Annotated in this window: 3 protein-coding genes; 1 reads left to right on the forward strand and 2 read right to left on the reverse strand. The window is 41.4% G+C overall.

What is annotated here, in order from left to right; all coding sequences use genetic code 11:
• Positions 1 to 129 precede the first annotated feature (129 nt).
• A complete protein-coding gene (gene recD2, locus HT688_RS03100; RefSeq protein WP_172923556.1) occupies positions 130 to 2,496 on the forward strand; it encodes an SF1B family DNA helicase RecD2 in 2,367 nt (788 codons plus the stop codon).
• A gap of 47 nt (positions 2,497 to 2,543) precedes the next feature.
• On the opposite strand, the gene tig is transcribed toward recD2, so the two are convergent.
• Both tig and treC read right to left on the reverse strand, forming a co-directional pair.
• Positions 2,544 to 3,827, reverse strand: a complete 1,284-nt coding sequence (gene tig / locus HT688_RS03105) for a trigger factor (protein WP_172923557.1) — start codon at positions 3,825 to 3,827, stop codon at positions 2,544 to 2,546.
• Positions 3,828 to 4,263: 436 nt separating this feature from the next.
• Positions 4,264 to 5,889 carry an alpha,alpha-phosphotrehalase gene (gene treC / locus HT688_RS03110; RefSeq protein WP_166731043.1) on the reverse strand — a complete coding sequence of 542 codons (1,626 nt, stop codon included), beginning with the start codon at positions 5,887 to 5,889 and terminating at the stop codon, positions 4,264 to 4,266.
• Between the last annotated feature and the right edge of the window lie 642 nt (positions 5,890 to 6,531).

The raw sequence follows: 6,531 nt of genomic DNA on the forward strand, positions 1-6,531 counted from the left end.
CAAAGAGCAAACTAGGAAGCTAGCCGCAGGCTGCTCAAAACAGTGTTTTGAGGTTGCAGATAGAGCTGACGTGGTTTGAAGAGATTTTCGAAGAGTATTAACTCTCACCTATTCATGCAAAGGAATTTTATGGAAGTTTATTTTTCAGGAACCATTGAACGGATTATTTTTGAAAATCCCAGCAATTTTTATCGCATCCTCCTCCTAGAAATCGACGATACGGACGCAGAGGATTTTGATGATTTTGAAATCATTGTCACAGGAACCATGGCTGATGTAATTGAGGGCGAAGACTATACTTTTTGGGGGCAAATTGTCCAGCACTCCAAGTATGGAGAACAACTGCAAATCAGTCGTTATGATCGCGCAAAACCAACTAGTAAGGGCTTGGTCAAGTACTTTTCAAGTAGCCATTTCAAGGGGATTGGTCTCAAGACAGCTCAGAAAATCGTAGATACCTATGGCGACAATACCATTGACGAAATTCTGCAACACCCAGAAAAGCTAGAAGGCATCTCAGGGCTCTCTGCCAAAAATCGCGAGGCTTTCGTCTCCACTCTCCGTCTCAACTACGGAACGGAGATGGTTTTGTCCAAACTAGCCAACTACGGCATTCCCAACAAACTAGCCTTTCAGATTCAAGACTTTTACAAGGAAGAAACCCTTGATGTGGTTGAAAATTATCCCTACCAGCTGGTTGAGGATATCAAGGGTTTGGGCTTTACCATTGCTGACCAACTAGCTGAGGAACTAGGCATCGAAAGTCAGGCTCCTGAACGCTTCCGCGCCGGTCTAGTTCACAGTCTTTTTCAGGCCTGTATGGAAACAGGGGACACCTATGTTGAAGCACGGGATTTGCTGGAACAAACCCTTACTCTCCTTGAGTCTTCCCGTCCCGTGGAACTAGACCCCAGCCAAGTTGCCCAAGAGCTCTCCTACCTGATCGAAGAAGACAAGGTTCAGCAGATTGATACCAAGATCTTTGACAACAGCCTCTTTTTCGCTGAGGAAGGTATCCGCAGTCACTTGATTCGTATCCTTGAAAAAGGAAAACAGAAGAGCCAAGATTTAGAAACCATTCAAAAACATATCGCTACTGTCGAAGAAGATCTGGAGATTGAGTATGATAGTATTCAAAAACAAGCTATCTGTGATGCTATCCAGAATAAGGTCTTTATCCTGACAGGTGAACCTGGTACTGGTAAGACAACTGTTATCAATGGGATTATCGCTGTTTACGCCCTTTTAGAAGGACTTGACCTCAGGAAAAAAAGCAACCTACCTATTCTTCTTGCTGCTCCAACTGGACGAGCTGCTCGTCGCATGAATGAATTGACAGGCTTGCCTAGCGCGACCGTACACCGTCATTTAGGAATGACAGGGGACGATGATACCAGTCATCTGGAAGATTATCTGGATGCCGACTTTATCATCGTAGATGAATTTTCCATGGTGGATACTTGGCTGGCCAATCAACTCTTCTCCAACATCTCTTCTAACAGTAAAATCCTCATCGTGGGTGACAGTGATCAGCTACCTTCTGTCAGTCCTGGACAGGTTCTAGCGGACCTCCTTCATATTCCCTTGATTCCTCAGACTCGCTTGGAAAAAATTTACCGGCAAAGCGAAGAATCAACCATCGTCACCCTAGCTAGTCAGATTAGACAGGGCATCTTGCCAGCCGATTTCACCCAGAAAAAAGCTGACCGTTCCTACTTTGAAATTGCTAGTGGCCATATTCCAGCGACGATTGAAAAAATCTTAGGCGCTGCTCTCAGAAGTGGTATCCCTGCTCGTGATATTCAGGTTCTGGCCCCCATGTACCGAGGGACGGCAGGGATTGATGCCATCAACCAACTCATGCAAGATCTGCTCAATCCACCACAAAAAGACCAACTTAGTTTTGAAGCTCCCCAGTGCCACTATCGCAAGGGAGACAAGGTCATTCATTTGGTCAACGATGCTGAAATCAATGTCTTTAACGGAGATTTGGGAGCTATCATAGATCTGATCCCTGGTAAATACACCGAGTCGAAACAAGACGAGATTGTCATTGATTTTGATGGCAATGAGGTCTCTTACCCACGTAACGAATGGTACAAGATTCGCCTGGCCTATGCCATGAGCATCCATAAATCACAGGGAAGTGAGTTCCCTGTTGTCATCCTACCGATTACCAGTGCTAGTAGGCGTATGCTGGAGCGCAATCTCATCTACACAGCCATTACACGCGCCAAAAGCAAGCTTATCTTACTAGGTGAATTGCAGGCCTTTGATTATGCTACCCAGCACATCGGAACTGCCCGAAAGACCTATCTGATTGAACGCTTCAGTGATTTATTGGAGAATATTGAAGAAAAGCAACCAGTTGTCTCTGAAACAGTCACATCAAGTAACTCTGAACAATCCTACATCCTAACCGAAGAAAACTGGACCAGTATTCCAGCTATGATTGGGATTACAGACGCAGACCTCAGAGAGATTTTTGGAAAATAGTGCATAAGAAAACCCACCTAATCAGGTGGGTTTTTTGTTTATTAAGATTATTTAACTGTTGCTGTGCTTGTAATCAATTCAACAGCTTTTTTGATTGTGATGTCGTGTTTCAACATATCAGCTGAAAGCAAGCTTTGTACTTGTGCCACTTCCATGTTGTAGTCTGCAGCCAATTGCTCGATTTCTTTTTGGATTTCTTCTTCTGAAGCATCAAATCCTTCAGCTTTGGCAACTGCTTCGATAACAAGGTTAGTCTTAGTACGTGACTCAGCTTCTGCTTGGTATTGGTTGTGAAGGTCTTCTTGAGTAGTTCCAGTGATTTGGAAGTACATGTCAGGATTGATACCTTGACGTTGCAAGTTTCCAAGGAATTCGTTTACTGAGCGGTGAACTTCTTCGTGAATCATTTCTTCTGGAAGTTCTACGATTTCAGCGTTTTCTACAGCTTTATCGATTGCTGCACCTTCAACTGCATCTTTATAAGCTTCTTCTTTAGCAGCAGCCAATTCCTTGCGGTATTTTTCTTTCAATTCAGCAAGTGTTTCAACTTCTTCGTCGATGTCTTTTGCAAGCTCATCATCAAGAGCTGGAACTTCTTTAGCTTTTACTTCGTGGATAGTTGTTACGAATTTAGCTTCTTTACCTGCAAGGTCTTCTGCTTGGTAGTCTTCTGGGAATGTTACAACTACATCAACAGTTTCGCCAGCTGAGTGACCTACCAATTGGTCTTCAAAACCAGGGATGAATTGACCTGAACCAAGTCCAAGTGAGAAGTTTTCACCTTTTCCGCCATCAAATTCAACACCATCGATAGAACCAACAAAGTCAATAACAACAGTATCGCCGTTTTCAGCAGCAGCTTCCTTGATAACCAATTCAGCCAGGTTGTTGCGTTCGCGTTCGATACGCTCTTCAACATCAGCGTCAGTTACTTCTTTTTCTACATCAACTGATACTTCAAGGTTTTTGTAGTCACCCAATTTTACTTCAGGTTTTGTAACGACTTCAGCAGTGATAACCCAGTCTTGACCTTTTTCCATTGAAGTTACGTCAATTTTTGGTTGGGCAACCACTTCAAGACCAGCTTCTTTTACAGCTGCTTCATAAGCGTTTGGCAAAAGAGCGTTCATAACGTCTTGGTAAAGTGATTCTTCACCAAATTTTTTATCGAAGATAGGACGTGGAAGGTGACCTTTACGGAAACCTGGAACATTAAGAGATTTCTTCACTGACTTGAAGACACGGTCCAATTCTGGTTTGATTTGGTCTTGAGAGATAGTGAAAGTCAAGACACCACAGTTTGTTTCTTTGTTTTCAAATGATACAGACATTCTGTCATTTCTCCTTAAAATTTTTTAAATACAGTCTATTATAACATTTTCTATAAATAAAATCTAGACTAATGCAGCCAATTATAGACAACAAGCCTTTTTGCTAACTAAATGAAAGTTCTATAATGAAGTTAGTCACCCAGCCCTCCTAAAAATTAGATGTTTTAACTAGCTGATAGCTAGCCCTCTATTTCATTTGATAAGAGGCTTGATGCTGTTAGGCTGACAAGCCAAGGCTAAGATTAGCCTTGGTTTAGCTGACAAAACTGCTTCAAGGGTTCCTCTTGTCAAATGAAAGCAAAATAATTGCCCTCAATCTCACCATTTTTTTTGGGACATAATCACTTTCGATTGACAGTTTGTTCTACACTTTCAAGGATGGAATAGACAGCAAAAAGAACCCTGCTTTTCTGAAAAAGAGGTCTCCTTGCTAAGTTTAATTTACATAAATAGCCAGTGTTTGATAGGGTTTTAGTAGAATTTTCTCAGACACTTCTGCATCTTCATAGTTTGAAATCAAAATCTGTCCATTTTGGTAGACTGCTGGCAAGTCGATTTCCACTTCTTTAGCATAAAAGTTATTGAGCACTAGTAACTTTTGTTCCTCAAACTGGCGTTCAAAAGCGTAGACTTGTTTGCTATCTTCAAAGGCTGGTTTGTAACTTCCTTCTGAAATGATTGGCATTTCCTTACGCAGTCGAATCAAGTCTTGATAGAAGGTAAAAATCGGACCCTGGATTTCATTTTCTACATTGATGTCTTTATAGGATTTACCAGCTTTCAACCAAGGAGTGCCTGTTGAAAATCCTGCATTTTCCGAAGCATCCCACTGCATGGGAATGCGTGAATTATCACGCGACTTAGCTTGAATAATCTGGAAGGCTTCTTGCTGACTCTTTCCTTCTTCTAGGAGCATCTGATAGGCATTAAGCGATTCGACATCCACGTAATCAGCCATAGAATCATAGTCTGGGTCAATCATCCCGATTTCCTCACCCATGTAGATATAAGGTGTCCCACGTGACAGGTGAATGCTGGCTGCTAGCATAGTGGCTCCTTCCTTGAGGAAGTTTTGAATATCGACAAAACGGTTCAAGGCACGTGGTTGATCGTGATTGTTCCAAAAGAGGGCACTCCAACCGTCTTTATCACTCATTTCCTTACCCCAACTATGGTAAAGACTCTTCAACTCTTCAAAATCAAAGGGAGCCAAGGTCCACTTTTGTCCATCCTTATAGTCCACCTTGAGGTGATGAAAATTAAAGGTCATGGATAATTCCTGACGATCAGGCGACGAATAGAGGACACAGTTGTCCATGGTGGTAGAAGACATTTCCCCAACTGTCATAAAGCTATCGTCAGATCCAAAAGTGGCTTGGTTCATCATACGCAAATAGTTATGAACGATGGGTTTGTCTGTATAAGCTGGCTTCCCTTCATTTTCAGGACAGTCCACTGAAACCTCGTCCTTACCGATCAAATTGATCACATCAAATCGAAAACCTTTGACACCCTTGTCGCGCCAGAAATTAACAACCTTGAAAAGCTCCTTACGGACATTGGGATTGCGCCAGTTAAGGTCAGCCTGGGTCTCATCAAATAGGTGAAGATAGTATTTCCCAGTATCCCCGAAAGGCGCCCATGCAGAACCACCAAACTTAGACTGCCAATCTGTTGGTTGGTCTTGGATGAAGAAAAAGTCTTGATAATACTTATCACCAGCTAGGGCTTTCTGAAACCATTCATGCTCTGTCGAACAATGATTAAGTACCATGTCCAGCATAAAGTCAATCTTGTGCTCTTTACCGACACACACCATTTCCTCAAAATCAGCCATATCACCAAAAAGAGGATCCACTGCCATATAATCTGAAATATCGTAACCATTATCCCGTTGAGGGCTTGGATAGAATGGATTGAGCCAGACCATATCCACACCTAGTTTGGCTAAATAGGGAATTTTTTCGATAATCCCACGGAAATCCCCAATACCGTTTTCAGTGGTGTCTTTGTAAGATTTTGGATAGATTTGATAGGCTACTTTTCCTTTATCAAGTGTCATCTGTTTCTCCTTTTCTGATAAAAGGGAGGAAGCAGTCTTCCGTCCCTATTTGTGCTATTTCAATTATACTCAATGAAAATCAAAGAACAAACTAGGAAGCTAGCCACAGGTTGCTCAAAACACTATTTTGAGGTTGCAGATAGAGCTGACGTGGTTTGAAGAGATTTTCGAAGAGTATAAAACAAAAAACCGCCTAGATAATACCTAAACGGGTACTTGAAATAACCTAACAAGTTACAACTTAGCTAGTCCATTTAGATATTCATCTATATGGACCACAATCAAAAATCTTAGCCACATAGATACAAACAAATTGCTTGAACTGTTTGCATCCATGGTGACATGTCTACAAACACTATCTAAAGTAGCTAAAGTAAAAGTTTTGATTCATCGTTACAGCTTGTCTCTTATTCATTTCTTTTTCTGCTTTCTTTTTTGATGTTTCCTATCTTACCACCTTTTTCATTAGCTGTCAAGAATATTTCAGAATATTTTAAAATTTTTCGAAAATTCTTTCAGTACGCTTTCAAAGATTTTCAAATCAGTCCAACAAAAAAAGGTTTATAATTTCGGCTCTATAATATTTGTAGTGGGTAAATCCCCTATAGATATTATGGAGCCTATTTTGTGTAGAAAAAAAGT

The organism is Streptococcus sp. 1559 (assembly GCF_013276735.1).
GTDB lineage: Bacteria > Bacillota > Bacilli > Lactobacillales > Streptococcaceae > Streptococcus > Streptococcus pseudopneumoniae.

Coding starts and splice junctions, on each gene's coding strand:
- recD2 (WP_172923556.1), top strand. CDS start 130: ATGGAAGTTTATTTTTCAGGAACCATTGAACGGATTATTTTTGAAAAT.
- tig (WP_172923557.1), bottom strand. CDS start 3,827: ATGTCTGTATCATTTGAAAACAAAGAAACAAACTGTGGTGTCTTGACT.
- treC (WP_166731043.1), bottom strand. CDS start 5,889: ATGACACTTGATAAAGGAAAAGTAGCCTATCAAATCTATCCAAAATCT.